This window comes from Serpentinimonas maccroryi (assembly GCF_000828915.1).
In the GTDB taxonomy this organism is placed as follows: Bacteria; Pseudomonadota; Gammaproteobacteria; order Burkholderiales; family Burkholderiaceae_C; genus Serpentinimonas; species Serpentinimonas maccroryi.
The window spans coordinates 405,277-423,661 of the sequence record NZ_AP014569.1 but is presented as its reverse complement, the minus strand read 5'-3'; the positions used below and the strand labels follow the sequence as shown (position 1 = coordinate 423,661).

Sequence of the window (18,385 nt, the reverse complement as noted above, 5' to 3'; positions counted from 1 at the left end):
GTGTTTGAGCGCGCTGGCTTAGGCCTGCGCTGGCGCCACGTCGTGGCCCTGATGCGGGTCGAGCTCGGGGGGCACGTGGGGCTTGGGCGGCTGGCCCGGCATGGAGCCTTGGCCGCGCAGCGCAGCGCGCAGGCGGTACACATAGGCCAACACCTGGGCCACGGCGGTGAACAGCGCCGCCGGCACCTGCTGGTTGATTTCAGTGTGGGTGTACAGCGCGCGCGCCAGCATGGGCGACTGCAACACCGGCACCTGGTGCAGCTTGGCCATGTCGCGGATGCGCAGCGCGTTCAGGTCGGCCCCCTTGGCGATCACGTGCGGCGCAGCCATGGTTTTTTCGTCGTACTTGAGCGCCACGGCGTAGTGGGTCGGGTTCATCAGCACCAGGTCGGCCGCCGGTACCTGGGCCACGCTGCTGCCTTGTGCCAGTTCACGCTGGCGTTGCATGCGCTTGGCGCGCAACCACGGGTTGCCCTCGGTTTCCTTGTGCTCTTCGACCACCTCTTGGTGCGACATCTTGAGGTTGCGCCGGTGCAGATACTGCTGCAGCGGCACATCGATCAGGGCCACCAGCAGCATCACCAGCAGCAAGCCACCGACACCCAGCATGAACCACTGCCCCAACTGCACGATCGAGCTCTCGAGCGGGCGCAGCAACAGGGAGCCAAAAGCCGGCAAATGGCTGCTCACAAACCACCACCCCACCAGCGCCAACAAGACCGAAACCGCAAGCAGCTTGAGCAGCTCGAACAGCTGCTGCATCGAAAACAGCCTTCCAAAGCCACTGATGAGGCCGATTTTGCTCAAATCGAGCTCCAGCGGCTTGAAGCTCCAGGCGAAGGAGCCCGCCGCCACCATCGATAGAGCCGCCAACACCGCCACAGCCAGCGCCAGCGGCAGGTAGTACAGCAGGGCGGTGTACATGGCCAGCGCCAGCACCTCGAGCATGACCTCCGGGTGGCGCAGCGACTCGGCGTTGAAGCGGTAGCTGATGCGCATGACCTGGCCCATGCGCTCGTAGGCCCAGGCGGTGCTGAGCCACAGCAGCACCATGCCGCCGGCCACCACCACCAGATTGCTTAAATCTTTGGCGCGCGGCACCTGACCGTCCTCGCGCGCCTTTTGCAGGCGCCGCGGGGTAGCGGGTAGGTTTTTGTCTTGGGAGGATTCCATGGGCGGCCGACGCTGGGTTGACCGCATTGTCTGGTGCGCACCAGATTTCTAAAGCCCGATTAGCCCCACCTAAACCGAGCTGTTTGCACTTAACACGCGCCTCAGGCAGGCGCGATTTTTTAGAACCCTAGGCTGGCGAGCAGATCGTCCACTTGGGACTGGTCGGTGACCACGTCGGTGCGGCCTTCGGGGTTGACCACTGGGCCGGCCAACTGCTCGCGCCGCACCGCAGGGGCCGGCGCGGCAAGCGCGGCGGGCTGCGGCGCCGCCTCGGACTGCGCGTGCGCGGCCGATTCGAGCAGCAGTTGCAGCAGTTGCTCCTCGATGGTGGCGGCCAGCGTCACCACTTTCTTGATCACCTGCCCGGTGAGGTCGTGAAAGTCTTGCGCCAACATGATATCGGTCAGGTGCGCGTCGGTGCGCTCGGTGCTGTGCTGGATTTTTTGCGACCACTCGAGCAGCTCAGGCATGGCCCATTTGAGGCCCGGAACAGCCCCGATGGTGTCGAGCAGTTGCTGGCTGTGCAGGCGCACGGCGTCTTGCTCGGCCTTGGCCTCATCGACGCGGTTGAGCACCTTTTCGGCCGCATCGCCGGTCAGGCGCGCGATGTATTGCAGACGGCTGCGGGCGTCGGGGAGTTCATCGACGGCCCCCTTGAGCACCGGGGTGTAGCCCAGCTCGTTGAGCGCATCATGCAACTGGCGCGTGATGCGCCCGAGTCGCTGAAACATTTCGGCCTGATGTTCGTGCGTGTGCTGATCCATATCCCTGCCCTGTACTTGCCTTGCTGCGCTCACCAGCCCATTTTTTTGAAAATATTGGCCAGCTTTTCTTCCAGCGTGGCTTTGGTAAAAGGCTTGACGATGTAGCCGGCCGCACCCCCTTGAGCAGCAGCGATGATGTCTTCTTTGCGCGCCTCGGCCGTGACCATGAGCACCGGCAGGTGTTTGAGCTTGTCGTCGGCCTTGATCTGCGTCAGCAGCTCAAAACCGTTCATATTGGGCATGTTGATGTCGGAGACGACAAAATCGAACTTGCCGTTGCGCAACTTGTGCAAGGCCACCACGCCGTCTTCAGCCTCGTCGGCATCGGCATGGCCGATTTCCTTGAGCAGGTTGCGCACGATGCGGCGCATGGTGGAGAAGTCGTCGACGATAAGAAAACGCAATTCGGGCATGGCTATATCCAGTACGGGGTACGCGGGTGTCGAGTGTAACTATACCTGCAGCAGGCGGACATTCAACGGGCCCCCATCGGCGGCAATAAGTTAGGGAGAGGCGGCAGATTGACGGCACCCGGAGTGGCACCTTGTCTGGTAGCGTCAGGCGCTGCGTCAGGTGGAGCAGGAGCAGCTGGAGCAACGCCTTCTATGGCGCGCGTCATGCGATCCTCAGCCTCTTGCGTCAGCACCAAAATGCTGATGCGGCGGTTGCGTGGGTCCAGCGGCTCCTCGGGCAGCAAGGGTTGGCTCGGTCCCATACCCACCACGCGAGCGATTTTGGTTTCGGGCAAACCAGCCGCCATCAGTTCGCGCCGCGAGGCGTTGGCGCGATCGGCCGACAGCTCCCAGTTGCTGTAGCCCAGTGCGCCGCGGCCAAAGGGGGCGGCGTCGGTATGGCCGGAAATCGAAATCCGATTCTCGACCGTTCCCATCGACACCGCGATTTGGCGCAAAATGCTGCGCAAATGGGGCTCGACCACCGGACTGCCGGTACCAAACATAGGGCGATTGAGCTCATCGACGATCTGGATGTAGAGCCCATCTTGCACCATCTCGAGCCGGATCTGTTCGCCGTACTCGGCCAACTGCGGATTGGCCGCAATCGCCTGCTCGATCTGGCCGCGCAGGTTTTCGATGCGCTGGCGGTCCAGCGCCAGTTGGGCTTGGCGCAGTTGCTGTTCGTGGATGACTATCTGCGGCGGCTGCTGGGCCGGATCGTCGGGCGGCGTCAGCGGCGCTTCGGGGCGCAGCAAGTCTGCGCCGCCACCAGGCAAGATCGTGGCCGCGCCCGCTGCCGGATCGCCAAACAACGCCACCATGATCGGGACATTGAAGTGATCGGCAATGCCGCCACGCTGCTCGTCGGTGGTCGCGCCCAACAGCCAGAGCAGCAAAAAGAGCGCCATCATCGCCGTCACAAAGTCGGCATAGGCGATCTTCCAGGCACCGCCGTGCGCACCATGCGCAGTTTTCTTGATGCGCTTGATGATAATGGGCTGTAGCGGCTTGCCGGTGGCGCTCATGGTTGCGTCTCAACAGGGCTGGGTCTGGCTGGAAGGCGCTGGCTTTTCATTTCTTTTGCTTCACGTGTCCTTCGAGCTCGACGAAGCTGGGGCGTTCCGCCGAGTAAAGCACCTTGCGCCCAAACTCGATCGCCGTCATGGGGGGGTAGCCCTGCATGCTGGCCAGCAAGGTGGTTTTGATGCACTGCAGTTCTTTGGTGTCCTCGTCGAGCTTTTGCTCGAGGGTGCCTGCCAGCGGCTCGAAAATCGCATAACCCAGAAAAATCCCCAAAAACGCACCCAGCAAGGCCGCGCCGATCTTGGCCCCCAACACCTCGGGCGGCTCGGTCACCGAACCCATGGTTTGGATCACCCCCAACACCGCCGCCACGATGCCAAAAGCCGGCAGCGCACCCGCCAAGCGCGCATACGCCGCCACCACCACATGGCCCTCGTTGTGGTGGGCTTCGATCTCGCTGTCCATGATGGACTCGATCTCGTGCGCGTTCAGGTTGCCCGAAACCATCATGCGCAAATAGTCGGTGATGAACTCGACTGTGTGGTGGTCGGTGGCGATCGCCGGGTATTTCTGGAACAAGGCCGAATCTTGCGGATTTTCGACGTCGGACTCGATCGCCATCAGGCCTTCTTTGCGCGCTTTTTGCAAGATGTCGTAGAGCAAGGCCAGCAGCTCCATGTAGCGCGCCTTGGTGTACTTGGAGGATTTCATGGCGCGGCCAATGCCGGCCAGCGCGCCCTTGAGCACCTTGGGCTCGTTGTTGATGACGAAGGCGCCCAAGGCCCCGCCCATGATGATCATCATCTTGACCGGGAGCGCGATCAAAATCGGGCCCATCTTGCCGCCGGCAATCACATAACCGCCGAAGATGCAGCCTATGCCAAATAACAAACCAAAGATCAGCTTCATGCGTCTTGCCGCCTTGTGCAGATGTTGCTGCCTGAGCTATAGACCCGCTCGAGCCGAGTCATTTCGAGCCTGCAGAGCCGCCCAGCCACTGCTGCGCCCAGCGCCAAGCGCGCCACGAGCGCCAACCCCAGCGCAGCGCCGTGCGCGGCTTGCGCGCCAGCACCAGCAGGCCCAAAGCCAGCACCCAAGGGCGCTGGCGCACCCAAGCCACGCCGCGCTGGGTGCCGTCGAGCACCTGCCAAGCCGGCGCCAGCGCCTGCACCTGCTGCTCGAGGCTGTGACGCAACTGGGCCGACTGCTGCTGCAGCAAGGCGCGGCGTTGCCAGTAGGCGGCGCGGCTGGCATTCATGGCCGCAGCTTTTGGGCATCAGCCGCGAGTTCGGCGCGTGTGGCCTCGAACCAGTTGCGCTCGCGCTGCCAGTTGCGCCACGCCCAAACCGCAGCCACCGCACCTAAGGTGAGGAAGATGAAGGTAAAAGCGGCCAAGGCCAGCACGCGCATGGGCGTGTCCCACCAGAGCACGGTCAGCAACACCGCCAGAAAGGCCAGCCCGAGCAGGAGCAAGCACAGCGCCGCCCAGCCCAGCAGCAGCAGCGCCACCACGGCTTGGGCGTGGCTGCGGCCTTCGAGCGCCACCAGCTCCAGCCGCACCCGCGCCAGCGCGACCGTGTCGCGCACCACGCCACGCAGGGCCGAAGTCCAAGTGGGGCGGGCGACTTGCGGCCCGCCCTCGGGGGTCAGCGAGGGCATGAAGGCTTCAGGCCAGCGCTGCGCTCAGCGGCGGCTGATCAGCAGGCCCAGCAGCAGCCCGACACCGGCGGCGACGCCGATCGAGGTCCATGGGTGCTCGTGCACATAGTGGTCGGTGGCGCGGCAGGCGTCGCGCGCTTTGAGGCGCAGGTCGTCTTCGAGGCTGCCGAGTTTGTGGCGCGCGTTGCGCAGGTTGTCTTGCATGCGCTCGCGCAGTTCGGCCACGCGCTCGCCGGTCTGGTGCGCGGTGGCGGCCAGCAGATCTTCGGCGTCGGCGACCACGACTTTGAGGTCGGCGACCAGTTTGTCTTTGGAGGGTTGAATGGCGTCGGACATGGGTGTACTCCAGCAGGGTTGAGGAACGAAGAAAGCAATTAAACCACTATATCAGGCCCGCACGGCATCCGGGTTGCGCAGTCGGATATGCAGCTCGCGCAGTTGCTTTTCGTCCACGGCGCTCGGGGCCTGCGTCAGCAGACACTGGGCGCGCTGGGTTTTGGGGAAGGCGATCACGTCGCGGATCGACTCGGCCCCGGTCATGAGCGTGATCAGGCGATCGAGCCCAAACGCCAGCCCACCGTGCGGCGGTGCGCCGTACTGCAGCGCGTCGAGCAAAAAGCCGAACTTGGACTGCGCTTCTTCCGGGCCGATGCCCAACGCGGCGAAGACCTGGCTTTGCACCTCGGCGCGGTGGATGCGCACGCTGCCGCCGCCCAGTTCCCAGCCGTTGAGCACCATGTCGTAGGCCTGCGCGACGCAGCGCCCGGGCTCGCTGGCCATGTAGGGTTCGTGGCCAGCTTTGGGGGCGGTGAAAGGGTGGTGCACGGCGTTCCAGCGCGCCGCGTCGTCGTCGTATTCGAACATCGGGAAATCGACCACCCACAGCGGCGCCCAACGCTGCTCGAACAGGCCGTTGGCCTTGGCAAAGTCGCTGTGGCCGATCTTGAGCCGCAAGGCGCCGATGGCGTCGTTGACGATCTTGGCCTTGTCGGCACCGAAGAACAACAAGTCGCCGCTCTGCGCGCCGCTGCGCGCCAGCACCGCCGCCAGCGCCGCGTCGTCGAGGTTTTTCACGATCGGGCTTTGCAGGCCGTCGCGGCCCGCAGCCAGGTCGTTGACCTTGATCCAGGCCAGCCCTTTGGCGCCGTAGATTTTCACGAACTCGGTGTAGGCGTCGATCTCGGAGCGGCTCAGGGCCGCGCCGCCGGGCACGCGCAGCGCCACCACGCGCCCGCCCTTCATCTGCGCCGCGCTGCTAAAGACCTTGAACTCGACGCCGGCCATGATGTCGGTGAGCTCGGTGAACTCGAGCTGCACGCGCAAGTCGGGTTTGTCGGAGCCAAAGCGGTGCATGGCTTCGGCGTAGGCCATGACCGGGAACGCGCCCAACTCCACACCCAGCGTGCTGCGAAACACCTCGGTGATCATGCGCTGGAACAGGTCGCGAATCTCTTGCTCGCTCAGAAACGAGGTCTCGATGTCGATCTGGGTGAACTCGGGCTGGCGGTCGGCGCGCAGGTCTTCGTCGCGAAAGCACTTGGTGATCTGGTAGTAGCGGTCGTAGCCGGCCACCATGAGCAGCTGCTTGAACAACTGCGGCGACTGCGGCAGCGCAAAAAAGTGGCCGTCGTGCACGCGGCTGGGCACGAGGTAGTCGCGCGCGCCCTCGGGCGTGCTCTTGGTGAGCATCGGGGTTTCGATGTCGATGAAGCCGTGCGCGTCGAGGAACTGACGCACCGCCATCGCCACGCGGTAGCGCAGCATCAGGTTGCGCTGCATGGCGGGGCGGCGCAGATCGAGCACACGGTGCGTCAGGCGCGTGGTCTCGCTCAGGTTGTCGTCGTCGAGCGTGAATGGCGGCGTGACCGAGGGGTTGAGCACCGTGATGGCGTGGCAGAGCAGCTCCACCTGTCCGCTCTTGATGGCTTCGTTGGCGGTGCCGGCCGGGCGCGCGCGCACCACCCCCTGGATTTGGACGCAAAACTCGTTGCGCAAGCCCTCGGCGCTGGCAAACATCTCGGGCCGGTCGGGGTCGCAGACCACTTGCAGCGTGCCTTCACGGTCGCGCAGGTCGATGAAGATCACGCCGCCGTGGTCGCGCCGGCGGTTGACCCAGCCGCACAGGCTGACGGCTTGGCCCAGCAGGGCTTCGGTGACCAAACCGCAATAGTGGCTGCGCATCGACATGTAAAGGCTTTCAAAAACAGGTGATCAAACAGGTGAAGCAAGGGCTCAAAGGCGCAGCGGTGGCGCGCCCGGCCCAGAGGGTGCGCGCAGGACTTGGGCCACGGCAAGGCGTAGCGCCAAGGTGGGCATCAGGCTTGGCCTTGGCACGCGGCCGCACAGGCGGGCTGGCCACAGGGTGGGGGTGCCGCCGCAGCCGCCGCGGGCTGGCCGGCAGGCTCGGCAGCAGCGCCCGGCTTGGCCGCGGCACCGGAGCCGTTGCGAAAATCGGTGCAGTACCAGCCTGAGCCCTTGAGCTGGAAACCGGCGGCGGTGAGCTGCTTCTTGAAGCTCTCGGCCCCGCAAACCGGGCAGGTGCTGAGGGGGTCGGCCGAGATTTTTTGCAGCACGTCTTTGGCGTGGCCGCAGGACTCACACTGATAGGCGTAGATGGGCATGGGGTGTACCTGTGCAAATCGGGGAATGGGGGGTGTTTGAAACGGGTTCGAACCCAGCATTTTAGCTGGGGCCGGCGCACACCATTTCAAGCCCCTAGACGCAGCTTGGGCCTAGCTGCTCGGGGCTTTGGCGCTTGCCCTCACCACAAGCTGACGCGCACATAAAGCTGCATCGCCAGCAGCCCCAGCACGAAGCCCACGCCGCCATAAATGATGCCCTGCAGCAGCCGGTTGGTGCGGCGCTGCTCTTGCACCAGCTCCTGCACCTCGCGCCGCAGGTCGGTCGGGCGCTGCTGCAGGTAGTCGTGCAGCAACCGCGGCAGGGCGGGCAGCAGCTTGGCGTACAGCGGCGCTTCGGCCTTGAGCTGCTGCCACAGGCGCTGCGGCCCCACCTGCTCGAGCATCCACTTTTCCAGAAAAGGCTTGGCCGTGCTCCAGAGGTCGAGATCGGGGTCGAGTTCGCGCCCCAAGCCTTCGATGTTGAGCAGGGTTTTTTGCAGCAGCACCAGCTGCGGTTGGATTTCGACCTGAAAGCGGCGCGAGGTCTGGAACAGCCGCATGAGCACCATGCCGAGCGAGATGTCCTTCAAAGGTCGGTCGAAATAGGGCTCGCACACGGCGCGGATGGCGGCCTCGAGCTCGTCGATGCGGGTGTGCGGCGGGGCCCAGCCGCTTTCCACGTGCAGTTCGGCCACGCGCTTGTAGTCGCGCCTGAAAAAAGCGGTGAAGTTTTGCGCCAGATACTCTTTGTCGGTCGGCGTGAGGGTGCCGACGATGCCAAAGTCGAGCGAGATCAGGCGCCCAAAGGTCGCGGGCTCGAGGCTGACCTGGATGTTGCCGGGGTGCATGTCGGCATGGAAAAACCCGTCGCGAAACACCTGGGTAAAAAAGATCGTCACCCCTTCGCGCGCCACGCGCGGGATGTCCACCCCGGCCGCACGCAGCCGCTCGACTTGGCTGATGGGCACGCCGCGCATGCGCTCCATCACCAGCACGTCGTTGCGGCACCAGTCCCAATGCATTTCGGGGATCAAGACCAGATCGAGGTCTTGCATGTTGCGGCGCAACTGGGCCGCGTTGGAGGCTTCGCGCACCAAGTCGAGCTCGTCGTGCAGGTATTTGTCGAATTCGGCCACCACTTGGCGCGGTTTCAGGCGCTTGCCATCGACCGAGAGCCGCTCCACCCAGCCGGCCATCAGGCGCATGAGGCCGAGGTCTTTTTCGATCACGGGCTGCATGCCCGGGCGCAGCACCTTGACTGCCACCTCGCGCCCGTCGTGCAGCGTAGCAAAATGCACCTGGGCGATCGAGGCGCTGGCCACCGGCGTTTGCTCGAACTGGGTAAATATCTGCTGCAGCGGCTTGCCAAAGGCTTTTTCGATCGTGGCCACCGCCACCGCGCTGGGAAAAGGTGGCACCCGCTCTTGCAGGTGCGCGAGCTCTTCGGCGATGTCGGGCGGCATGAGGTCGCGCCGGGTCGAGAGCACTTGGCCGAATTTGACAAAGATCGGCCCGAGCCGCTCGAGCGCCTCGCGCAGGCGCTGGCCGCGCGGGGCGCGCAGGTCGCGCCCCACCGAGACGATGCGGCGCAGCAAGGCCAGCAGCGGGTTGTCAAAGCCCGACAGCACCAGCTCGTCAAGGCCGTAGCGCAGCACCACCCAGACGATGAAAGCGCCGCGAAAAAAGCGCCGAATCACGCTGGCGCCCCGCGCTCGCCGCGGCCGGCACCAAAGCGCTTGAGCTCGGCCAAACCGGCCTGCACCGCGCTCACCAGCCGGTGCGCCAGCGCGTCGCCCAGCAGGCGGGAAAGGTCTTCTTCGGCGTCCCAGCGCACGTTGTCGAACAGCCATGCCACTTCGGCGGCGAGCTGCACGTCGCCCTGTATTTCGAGCGCGGGCTTGGTGCCGCTCAGGGCCGCCTGGGCCAGCGCCAGCGGCGAGGGGTCGGTGAGCTCGATGCGCAGATCGGGGGTGCGCTCGGACGCCGCCAGCGCCAGCAAGCCCGCCGGCGTGGCCTGCAGCTTGAGCGCGAACGGCCCCCATTGCACCTGCACCGCCTTGCCTTGCTGGCGGCGCAGCCGCTCCATGGCTTGTGGCTCTTGCTGCAGCACGTGGTTGAGCAGCAGCAGCAAGCGGTTGTGCAGCTCGAGGCGCAACCACTCGGGGGGCTCGGGCAAGGCCGCCAAACTGGGCAGCGCGCCGGGTAGCGCATCTAGGGCGGGCAGCTTGGGCAGCGCTTCTAGGAAGCGCTGCAGCGCTTCGGGCGGCGGCGGAAAAGTAAAGGGGGGCTGTTTCATGGCCCCTCGATTTTGGCGCATAAAGCCTGGCCTATCGCATCCAGCCTCTTAGTGCATGGCCTGCACGCCCGCCACCACCCAGCCACCGGGGCCTTGTTTGGGGCGGGTGATGTTCCAGACTTCGCGCATCGGCGTGGGGCCGGCGGAGCCTTCTTCGCGCATCATGCCCGAGAACTCGACGCTGGCCATGTAGTCGTGCCCGCGGTCTTCGATGCCCAGCAGCTGCGCTTCGAGCATCAGCACTTCGTTTTTCTGTGCCAGCGGGGCGCCTGCGCGCTCGCGCTCGGCGGCGCGCTCAGCCAACTGGGCCTGGATGTGGCCCACCATCTCGTCGCTCATCAGGGTGCGCAGGGCAGCGATGTCGGCGCGGTCCCAAGCCTCTTGGATGCGCACGAAATTGGCTTTGGAGGCGCGCAGGAAACCTTCGGTGTCGAAGTCTGCAGGCACGCCCCAGCTTTGGCTGCCGCCCAGCGCCGAACCGCCCAAGGCCGAGCCGATCAGGCTGCCGCCTTGGCTACCGCCTTGATTGCCACCACCATGGGTCGGGGCCGGGCTGCCACCAAAGCCGCTCTGGCTGCGCTCCCAAGGCCGGGCCGAGGCGTCGTTGCCCACGTTGCCGGGCTGGTAGCTGCGCGCCGTGTACTGGCCACCGGCGCCTTGCAGGGCGAAGGGCGAACGGCCCGACGAAGCCGCGCGGGCACGCAGAATCAGGCCCACCACCACCATGATCGCCAAACCAGCGAGCAGGAACAGCAGCAGGGTGGCAAACTCTTCACCCAAACCGAGCGAGGAAGCCAGCCAAGCCAAGCCCAGACCCGCGGCCAAGCCGCCCAGCATGGCCCCCCAAGGGCGCGAAGCCGGGGCCTGATTGGGTGTGGCCTGCCCAGCGCGCTGGCCCGGGGCTTGCGCCGGTTGCGCTGGGGTGGCGTTGCGCTGCACATTGCCCGACTGCTGCCCGAAGGAGCCGCCGCCGCCAAAGCGTTTTTGCGCAAAGGCATCAAAGGAGGTGAGCGCCAGCATCAGCGCCAGAAAAATCGACCAAAACTTCATGTCTCGCTCACTTTCATTGAAAAATCAACACTTGATGCCCACGTGCAAGGCCGTGACGCCGGCCGTGAGGTTGTGCACGTCCACATGCCCGAAGCCGCTTTGACGCATCATGCCACGCAAAGTTTCCTGATCCGGGTGCATGCGGATCGATTCGGCCAAATAGCGGTAGCTGCCAGCATCGCCGGCCACCCACTGGCCCAGCCGCGGCAGGATGTTGAAGCTGTACCAGTCGTAAGCGGCTTGCAGCGGCGGCGCCACTTTGGAAAACTCCAGCACCAGCAGCTTGCCGCCCGGGCGCAGCACCCGGTGCATCTCTTGCAGCGCGTGCTGCTGGTGCGTCATGTTGCGCAGCCCAAAGGCCACCGTGACTAGGTCGAACGCGCCTTCGTCGAAGGGCAGGCGCTCGGCGTCGCAGACCAGCGTGGGCAGCAGCACACCGGCGTCGAGCAGGCGCTCGCGGCCCTCGCGCAGCATGGCCTCGTTGATGTCGGTGTGCACCACCACGCCGCCGGGCTGCACCAGCGGCGCGAAGGCGCGCGCCAAGTCACCGGTGCCGCCAGCGAGGTCGAGCACGCGCTGCCCCGGCTGCACATTGGCCACCGCCACCGCGTAGCGCTTCCACAAGCGGTGCAGGCCGCCCGACATCAGGTCGTTCATGAGGTCGTAGCGCGGCGCCACCGAATCGAACACGGCGCGCACGTGGCGCGCCTTGTCTTGTTCCTCGACGGCGGCGAATCCGAAATGGGTCTGGCTCATGGGGCGCTATGGTAGCGGGTTTGGGGCTGGGGCGCGGTATCTGGGCACCCATAAGCCGCAGCTGCGCCGGCAAGCTGGGCGGTGAAGCGCCGAGGGGTATCCAGGGAGCGCCAGCAGTGTCACCGGCATCGTGTATCATATTCTCCACAGCGCACGGATCTATAGGGTCAAGATGCTAGATTCCCCTGCTGGGTTGGCTGCCATAGACTTTTGAGGCACTTGCAGCGCACGCTCAGCGCGCCGTTTCGGGGTCAGTCCATTTTGGGATTTGTGCGGCTTGCTCTTCCAACACATCTGAGGTTTTTGGTACATGATTCAACACCTGCGTTTCGGCCCACGCTTAGGCTTGCTGAGCGGCGTTTTGCTTAGCCTGATGCTGGCGCTGTCGGCTCTGGCCTATGTGGCCACTGATCTGATGTACCGCAACATCAACAACGTCTATCACAACAACCTGGTGCCGCTGCAGCACTTTGAGCGCATCGGATTCTTGATGCAGCGCAACCGCATTCTGGCCATGGACACGGTAGCCGACCCGACCGCCAACGTGCAAGCGCGCGCAGACGAGTTCCAAAAAAATCTACAAACCATCGAGCAAGAATGGCAGGCCTATTTGGCCACCAAACTATCGGCACAAGAGCAGCGGCTCGCCGACGCCTTGGCGCGTTCGCGCAAGGCCTTTATCGATGAGGGTTTGCGCCCCATGATCGCCGCCGCCCTGGCTGGCAACTTGGATCAAGCGCGTCAGATTTACGACCAGCGCATGTCGGGCTTGGCGCGCCAGTCGCGCACCGACCTCGAAGCCCTGATTCAGTACAACGTGGATATGGCCCGCGCTGAGTACGATGCCACCACCAGCCTCAACCAGTGGGTGAATCTGATCATCATTTTCGGCACCCTGCTGGCGCTGCTGCTGGGGGCGGGCTTGGCCTGGGCCATCACGCGCTCGATCACACGGCCGCTGCAGCAAGCGCTGGCGCTGGTGCAAAGCGCAGCCCAGGGCGACTTGAGCACGCGCATCACACCCACCACCAACCGCGATGAAAGCGCGGCCCTGCTGCGCGCGCTTGACGCCATGAACTCCGGCCTGAGCCGCGTGGTGCACGAGGTGCGCCAGAGCGCCGACGCCATTGCCACCGGCTCGGCCCAAATCGCCAGCGGCAACGCCGATTTGTCGAGCCGCACCGAAACCCAGGCCTCGAACCTCGAACAAACCGCGGCCAGCATGGAGCAGCTCACCGCAACCGTGAAGCAAAACGCTGAAACTGCACGCTCGGCCAGCCAGATCGCCAGCGGTGCCAGTGCCGCAGCCCAACGCGGCGGCGCCGTGGTGGCGCAGGTGGTGGGCACCATGGACGAGATTGCCGCCAGCAGCAAAAAAATTGCCGACATCATCAACGTCATCGACGGCATCGCGTTTCAGACCAACATTTTGGCGCTCAACGCCGCTGTGGAGGCGGCGCGCGCCGGCGAGCAGGGGCGCGGCTTTGCCGTGGTGGCCTCTGAGGTGCGCAGCCTGGCCGGGCGCAGCGCACAGGCGGCCAAAGAAATCAAAGCCCTGATTGGCGCCAGCGTCGAGAAGGTGGGTGCGGGCACGCAACAGGTGGCGGCAGCCGGCCAGAGCGTGAGCGAAATCGTGAACCAAGTGCAGCGCGTGACCGACCTGATTGCCGAGATCAGCGCCGCCAGCCACGAGCAGTCCGAAGGCATCACGCAAGTGGGCGAAGCGGTGCAGCAACTCGATCAGGTGACGCAGCAAAACGCCGCGCTGGTCGAAGAAAGCGCCGCCGCCGCCGCCAGCCTCAAGGGCCAGGCCGAGCACTTGAGCGAGCTGGTGCGCGGCTTTACCTTGGCGTCTGATGCGGGTAGGGCCCCCGGCCGCAGCGCGCTCCCGGCCTAAACAACAGCAGCCGCGACCACTTGGCTCGGTTCACAACCAGCGCCCAGCAGCCAGTTCGGCGTCGCAGGCCTTTAGGCGCAGGCGCAGCTGGGCCAAGCGTTCCGTGTCCGGCGGGCGCTGCGCAGCCGCCCAGATCGGGGCCGGGTAGTGGCTGTCCCAGTCGAAGCGCGCCACGATGTGCCAGTGCAGGTGCGGCACCATGTTGCCCAGCGCCGCGAGGTTGATCTTGCTCGGTTGCAGCTGGCGCCGCAGCACGCGCTCGACGGCGCTGACGGCGCGCATGCACAAGCCCTGCTCGGCCTCGGTGAGGTCGGACCACTCGGGCACGTGGGCATTCCAGATCACGCGGTAAAAGGCCGGGAAGGGCTCTGCCAATGCCTCGGCCTGCACGCCGGCGGGCAAACTGCCATCGAGCACGCTGGCCACGCGCACGAGGCGCAGCTTGTGCTGGCGCAGCAGCATCACGCCACCGGCGTGCGCGCACAAGGGGCAGATCAGTTCGTGGGCCGCAGCCTCGGCCGGGGCCGAAGCCACCGCTTGGGCAGGAGGCGCAGCGGCACCGCTCACACCAGCACCCGTTCGATGCCCCCAGCGTTGGCGCGCGCCACGTACTCGGGCAGCCAGTTGGGGCCTAGGATCTGCTGCGCCATCTCGACCACGATGTAGTCGGCCTCGAGCAGGCCGTTGCCGCCTAGGTCGTCGCCGTAGCGGCTCAGGCCTTGCAGGCAGCTCGGGCAGCTGGTGAGCACCTTGGTCTTGCTGGGGCGCGTGCCGGCGCCGGGGCCCGCCTGAACCGATAAAGCGGCCAGATCGGCGGCGTTTTGCTTCAGTTCTTGCTCTTTGCGAAAGCGCACTTGGGTCGAAATGTCGGGCCGGGTCACGCCCAGCGTGCCCGACTCGCCGCAGCAGCGCTCGGTTTTGAGCACCTTGGGGCCAAGCAGCGCCTTCACGGTTTGCAGCGGCTCTTGCAGCTTCATCGGGCTGTGGCAGGGGTCGTGAAACAGGTAGCTGCCGTCGGTCTTGGGCAGGGTGATGCCTTTTTCGAGCAGGTATTCGTGGATGTCGATGATGCGGCAGCCGGGGAAGATTTGCTCAAACTGGTAGCCCTGCAACTGGTCGTAGCAGGTGCCGCAGCTCACCACCACGGTTTTGAGGTCGAGGTAGTTGAGCGTATTGGCGACGCGGTGGAACAGCACCCGGTTGTCGGTGATGATCTGCTCGGCTTTGTCGAACTGGCCCGAGCCGCGCTGCGGGTAGCCACAGCACAGGTAGCCCGGCGGCAGCACGGTCTGCACGCCGGCGTGCCAGAGCATGGCTTGGGTCGCCAGCCCCACTTGGCTGAACAGGCGCTCGGAGCCGCAGCCGGGGAAGTAAAACACGGCCTCGGTGTCGCTGCTGGTGGCGCGCGGGTCGCGGATGATGGGCACGTAGGCCCGGTCTTCGATGTCGAGCAGGGCGCGCGCGGTTTTTTTGGGCAGGCCACCGGGCAGCTTTTTGTTGACGAAGTGGATCACCTGCTCTTTGATCGGGGCCGTCCCTAGGGTGGCGGGTGGGGCGTTGGTCTGCTTTCTCGCCAACCCTTTGAGCAGCCCGTGCGCCCAGCGCTGCAGCTTGAAGCCCACCCCCACCATCAGGCTGCGCGCGAGTTTGATGGTCTCGGGCCGGGTGGCGTTGAGCATGAACATGGCGGCGGCGTTGCCCGGCCTGAAGCTCTTTTTGCCCATTTTGCGCAGCAGGTTGCGCATGTTCATGGTGACGTCGCCAAAGTCGATGTTCACCGGACAGGGCGACAGGCACTTGTGGCAGACGGTGCAGTGGTCGGCCACGTCTTCGAACTCTTCCCAGTGACGCAGGCTGATGCCGCGCCGGGTTTGCTCCTCGTACAAAAAGGCTTCGATCAGCAGGCTGGTGGCCAAAATTTTGTTGCGCGGGCTGTAGAGCAGGTTGGCGCGCGGCACGTGGGTCGAGCACACCGGCTTGCATTTGCCGCAGCGCAGGCAGTTTTTGACCGAGTCGGCAATCGCGCCGATGTCGCTTTGCTGCATGATCAGCGACTCGTAGCCCATCAGGCCAAAGCTGGGGGTGTAGGCTTGGCTCAGGTCGGCGCGGCGCTGCTCGGCCTGCTCGAACAAGGGGCTGTGGCGCAGCAGTTTGCCGCGGTTGAAGCGGCCTTCGGGGTCGATGCGCTGCTTGTAGTCGGCAAAGGGGGCCAGTTCGGCCTCAGTCAGGTATTCGAGCTTGGTGATGCCGATGCCGTGCTCGCCGCTGATCACGCCGCCCAAGCTGCGCGCCAGCGCCATGATGCGCGCCACCGCTTCGTGTGCGGTGTGCAGCATGGCGTAGTCGTCGCTGTTGACGGGGATGTTGGTGTGCACGTTGCCATCGCCGGCGTGCATGTGCAGCGCCGCCCAGACCCGGCCCTTGAGCACGCGCTGGTGGATGGCCTCGCATTCGGCCAGCACCGGCGCCCAGACGCTGCCGGTGAACAGGGCGCGCAGCGGGGCGCGAATTTGCGTCTTCCAGCTGGCGCGCCAGCGCTGCTCTTGCAAGGGCTCGAAGCTGTTGCGCTCGGCGGGCGCGCCGTTCGAGCCATCCACGCCGTCTAGGGCATTGAGGGCATCGAGGGTATCCAAGACATTCGGGCTGGGGGCGGCGGCGAAGCCGTCGAGGCTGTCGAGCCACCCCTGCCACTGCGCACGCACGCGCTCGATCAGCGCCCGCGCCTGCTGCGCCCGCTCGAGCTGCGCTTGCGGCCCGGGGCGGTCGGCGGCGTCTTCCACCGGCCCCAGCGGCAGCGCGGCGCGCTCAAAGAAGGCCAGCAGCGCATCGGCCAGCTCAATCTTGTTGCGCAGGCTCAGCTCGATGTTGATGCGCTCGATGCCGAGCGTGTATTCGCCCATGCGCGCCAGCGGGATGACCACGTCTTCGTTGACCTTGAAGGCGTTGGTGTGGCGGCTGATGGCGGCGGTTTTCTTGCGATCGGCCCAAAACTTTTTGCGGGCCTCGGGGCTCACGGCGACAAAGCCTTCGCCGGCACGGCCATTGGCCAGCCGCACCACCTCGCTGGTGGCGTGCGCCACCGCGTCTGGGTCGTCGCCCACCACGTCGCCGATCAGCACCATCTTGGGCAGGCCGCCGCGCTTGCTCTTGGTGCTGTAGCCCACCGCCTTGAGGTAGCGGTCGTCTAGGTGCTCGAGCCCGGCCAGCAGCACCGGCTGCGCGCTGCCGTTGCGTTGCAGGCGGTCGAGGTAGTCTTTGATTTCAACGATGCTGGGCACCGCGTCTTTGGGGTTGCCAAAAAACTCGAGGCACACGGTGCGGGTGTGCGCCGGCATGCGGTGCAACACCCAGCGTGCGCTGGTGATGAGGCCGTCGCAGCCCTCTTTTTGCACCCCGGGCAGGCCGGCGAGAAACTTGTCGGTCACGTCTTTGCCCAGCCCGGCCTTGCGGAAGGTGCCGCCGGGGATGTCGAGGCCCTCGGTGCGCAGCAGCGTTTTGCCGTCGGGCCCAAAGTATTGCAGCTCGAAGCTGGCGATTTCGGCGTCGTGGATCTTGCCCAAGTTGTGGTTCAGGCGCGTGACTTGCAGCCACTCGGCGTCGGGCGTGACCATGCGCCAGCTGGCCAGGTTGTCGAGCGCGGTGCCCCAGAGCACGGCTTTTTTGCCGCCGGCGTTCATGGCGATGTTGCCGCCCACGCACGAGGCCTCGGCGCTGGTGGGGTCAACAGCGAACACGAAACCGGCGCGCTCGGCGGCGTCGGCCACGCGCTGCGTCACCACGCCGGCCTCGCTCCAGATCGTGGGCACGGGCTGCGCCACGCCGGGCAGCGCAGTCATTTCGACGGCGCTCAGGGTTTCGAGTTTTTCGGTGTTGATGACGGCGCTGTTCCAGCACAGCGGCACCGCGCCGCCGGTGTAGCCGGTGCCACCGCCGCGCGGAATCAATGTCAGCCCGAGCTGGAAGCAGGCGCGCACCAAGGCGGCGGTTTCGGCCTCGCTGTCGGGCGTGAGCACCACCAAGGGGTATTCGACGCGCCAGTCGGTGGCGTCGGTGACGTGGCTGACGCGGCTCAGGGCGTCGAACTTGACGTTGTCGCGTGCGGTGTGGCGGCGCAGCGCCTTGGCCACGCGCTGGCGCAGGGTGGCCACATCCACGAATCGGCGCTCGAACTCGCGCACCGCCTGCTGCGCGGCCGCCAGCAGTTCGCCCACCAGCGCGTCGCGCGCACCGTCTTCGAGCGGGCGGCGGCGTTTTTCGATCTCGCACAAACGGTGTTCGAGCGCCTGCACCAGCGCGCTGCGGCGTTTGGGGTTGTCGAGCAGGTCGTCTTGCAGGTAGGGGTTGCGCTGCACCACCCAAATGTCGCCCAGCACCTCGTAGAGCATGCGCGCCGAGCGGCCGGTGTGGCGCTCCTGGCGCAGCTGGTTGAGCACCTCCCAAGCGCGCGCGCCGAGCAGCCGGATGACGATCTCGCGGTCGGAAAACGAGGTGTAGTTGTAGGGGATTTCGCGCAGTCGCGGCTGCACGTCGGCGGCGGCGAGCAGCTGCTGCATCGGGATCGGGGCGTTCATAAGGGCCAAAGCGTCAGGCTGGGTTGCCGATATTAACGCAGCGCCTTCCTGCACCGGGCGGCATTGCGGCGCTGTGCCTGCGCCGCGCAAGGGTATGCGGTGATCCCCATGCCGCCGTTG

At 65.6% G+C, this 18,385-nt stretch carries 17 protein-coding genes; 1 reads left to right on the top strand and 16 read right to left on the bottom strand.

Annotated features, from left to right (window positions below; translation table 11 throughout):
- Positions 1-18: 18 nt before the first annotated feature.
- From SMCB_RS01880 to ubiE, 14 genes are all read right to left on the bottom strand, one after another.
- Positions 19-1,173, bottom strand: a complete 1,155-nt coding sequence (locus tag SMCB_RS01880; protein ID WP_045534643.1) for an EscU/YscU/HrcU family type III secretion system export apparatus switch protein — start codon at positions 1,171-1,173, stop codon at positions 19-21.
- Positions 1,174-1,292: 119 nt separating this feature from the next.
- Positions 1,293-1,937: a protein phosphatase CheZ gene (locus tag SMCB_RS01875; RefSeq protein WP_045534640.1), complete on the bottom strand. Its 645-nt coding sequence runs from the start codon at positions 1,935-1,937 to the stop codon at positions 1,293-1,295.
- A 29-nt stretch (positions 1,938-1,966) separates the two neighbouring features.
- Positions 1,967-2,350: a chemotaxis response regulator CheY gene (gene cheY, locus SMCB_RS01870; protein WP_045534639.1), complete on the bottom strand. Its 384-nt coding sequence runs from the start codon at positions 2,348-2,350 to the stop codon at positions 1,967-1,969.
- Positions 2,351-2,412: 62 nt separating this feature from the next.
- Positions 2,413-3,417, bottom strand: a complete 1,005-nt coding sequence (motB, locus tag SMCB_RS01865; protein WP_045534637.1) for a flagellar motor protein MotB — start codon at positions 3,415-3,417, stop codon at positions 2,413-2,415.
- 46 nt (positions 3,418-3,463) lie between these two features.
- Positions 3,464-4,324, bottom strand: coding sequence for a flagellar motor stator protein MotA (motA, locus tag SMCB_RS01860; RefSeq protein ID WP_045534636.1), 861 nt, complete (start codon positions 4,322-4,324; stop codon positions 3,464-3,466).
- Positions 4,325-4,382: 58 nt separating this feature from the next.
- Positions 4,383-4,673, bottom strand: coding sequence for a YqjK family protein (locus tag SMCB_RS01855; RefSeq protein ID WP_045534632.1), 291 nt, complete (start codon positions 4,671-4,673; stop codon positions 4,383-4,385).
- Positions 4,670-5,074 (bottom strand): phage holin family protein, encoded by a 405-nt coding sequence (locus tag SMCB_RS01850; protein WP_045534630.1) that lies wholly within the window; start codon positions 5,072-5,074, stop codon positions 4,670-4,672. The genes SMCB_RS01855 and SMCB_RS01850 overlap by 4 nt, the downstream gene beginning before the upstream one ends.
- 24 nt (positions 5,075-5,098) lie before the next feature.
- Positions 5,099-5,410 (bottom strand): ElaB/YgaM/YqjD family protein, encoded by a 312-nt coding sequence (locus tag SMCB_RS01845; RefSeq protein WP_045534628.1) that lies wholly within the window; start codon positions 5,408-5,410, stop codon positions 5,099-5,101.
- Positions 5,411-5,461: 51 nt separating this feature from the next.
- Entirely contained in the window at positions 5,462-7,261 is a 1,800-nt protein-coding gene (gene aspS / locus SMCB_RS01840; RefSeq protein WP_045534626.1) for an aspartate--tRNA ligase, read from the bottom strand.
- A 128-nt stretch (positions 7,262-7,389) separates the two neighbouring features.
- Positions 7,390-7,695 carry an FmdB family zinc ribbon protein gene (locus SMCB_RS01835; RefSeq protein WP_045534625.1) on the bottom strand — a complete coding sequence of 102 codons (306 nt, stop codon included), beginning with the start codon at positions 7,693-7,695 and terminating at the stop codon, positions 7,390-7,392.
- Positions 7,696-7,835: 140 nt separating this feature from the next.
- Positions 7,836-9,389: a ubiquinone biosynthesis regulatory protein kinase UbiB gene (gene ubiB / locus SMCB_RS01830; RefSeq protein WP_045537409.1), complete on the bottom strand. Its 1,554-nt coding sequence runs from the start codon at positions 9,387-9,389 to the stop codon at positions 7,836-7,838.
- On the bottom strand, positions 9,389-9,991 hold the full coding sequence (locus SMCB_RS01825; protein WP_082027168.1) for an SCP2 sterol-binding domain-containing protein: 603 nt from the start codon (positions 9,989-9,991) through the stop codon (positions 9,389-9,391). The genes ubiB and SMCB_RS01825 overlap by 1 nt, the downstream gene beginning before the upstream one ends.
- Positions 9,992-10,039: 48 nt before the next feature.
- Complete coding sequence (locus SMCB_RS01820; RefSeq protein WP_045534624.1) at positions 10,040-11,041, bottom strand: Tim44 domain-containing protein; 1,002 nt, start codon at positions 11,039-11,041, stop codon at positions 10,040-10,042.
- A 24-nt stretch (positions 11,042-11,065) separates the two neighbouring features.
- The gene (gene ubiE / locus SMCB_RS01815) at positions 11,066-11,797 is read right to left on the bottom strand and encodes a bifunctional demethylmenaquinone methyltransferase/2-methoxy-6-polyprenyl-1,4-benzoquinol methylase UbiE (RefSeq protein WP_045534623.1); all 732 of its coding nucleotides are present in this window, start codon (positions 11,795-11,797) and stop codon (positions 11,066-11,068) included.
- Positions 11,798-12,107: 310 nt separating this feature from the next.
- Between ubiE and SMCB_RS13210 the strand changes: the two genes are divergently transcribed.
- On the top strand, positions 12,108-13,694 hold the full coding sequence (locus SMCB_RS13210) for a methyl-accepting chemotaxis protein (protein WP_045534622.1): 1,587 nt from the start codon (positions 12,108-12,110) through the stop codon (positions 13,692-13,694).
- A 30-nt stretch (positions 13,695-13,724) separates the two neighbouring features.
- Here the strand turns inward: SMCB_RS13210 and SMCB_RS01805 are convergent, their stop codons facing one another.
- Positions 13,725-14,156 (bottom strand): HIT family protein, encoded by a 432-nt coding sequence (locus tag SMCB_RS01805; RefSeq protein WP_045537404.1) that lies wholly within the window; start codon positions 14,154-14,156, stop codon positions 13,725-13,727.
- Positions 14,157-14,257: 101 nt separating this feature from the next.
- Positions 14,258-18,265, bottom strand: a complete 4,008-nt coding sequence (locus tag SMCB_RS01800; protein WP_045534620.1) for a DUF3683 domain-containing protein — start codon at positions 18,263-18,265, stop codon at positions 14,258-14,260.
- Between the last annotated feature and the right edge of the window lie 120 nt (positions 18,266-18,385).